Here is a 541-nt window from a genome sequence, read left to right as displayed (position 1 = left end):
GTGAAGCGACAGCAGGCGCAATGGTAAAGTAACCATCACGCCAACCGTTGATATTCCAGTAGGTAATGTAACAGCCAAAGCGACAGATGCAGCGGGTAACACATCAGACGCAAGTGATCCTAAAGTAGCGACAGACACTACAGCCCCAGCGAAACCAGTAGTGAATACAGACCTAACAGGTAAAGCAGGCACTAAGCCATCAGTAGAAGTGAGCGCAGAACCAGGCTCAACTGTTGCTCTTTACGATAAAGATGGCAACAAGATTGGTGAAGCGACAGCAGGCGCAGATGGTAAAGCTACCATCACGCCAACCGTCGACATTCCAGCAGGTAATGTGACAGCTAAAGCAACTGACCTATCAGGAAACACATCAGATGCGAGTGATCCTAAAGTAGCGACAGACACCACAGCCCCAGCGAAACCAGTAGTCGCTACAGACCTAACAGGAAAAGCTGGAACTAAGCCATCAGTAGAAGTAACTGCAGAACCAGGTTCAACTGTTGCTCTTTACGATAAAGATGGTAACAAGATTGGTGAAGCG

Annotated in this window: 1 protein-coding gene; it reads left to right on the top strand. The window is 48.2% G+C overall.

Annotated elements, in window-relative coordinates; all coding sequences use genetic code 11:
- Window positions 1–160: 160 nt before the first annotated feature.
- On the top strand, window positions 161–541 hold a 381-nt coding region (locus tag HMPREF0848_RS10730; RefSeq protein WP_008535111.1), incomplete at its 3' end, for an Ig-like domain-containing protein.

The organism is Streptococcus sp. C150 (genome assembly GCF_000187445.1).
GTDB classification, from domain to species: domain Bacteria; phylum Bacillota; class Bacilli; order Lactobacillales; family Streptococcaceae; genus Streptococcus; species Streptococcus raffinosi.
The sequence above is the reverse complement of the archived record's forward strand: the minus strand, read 5'-3'. Positions and strand labels throughout refer to the sequence as shown.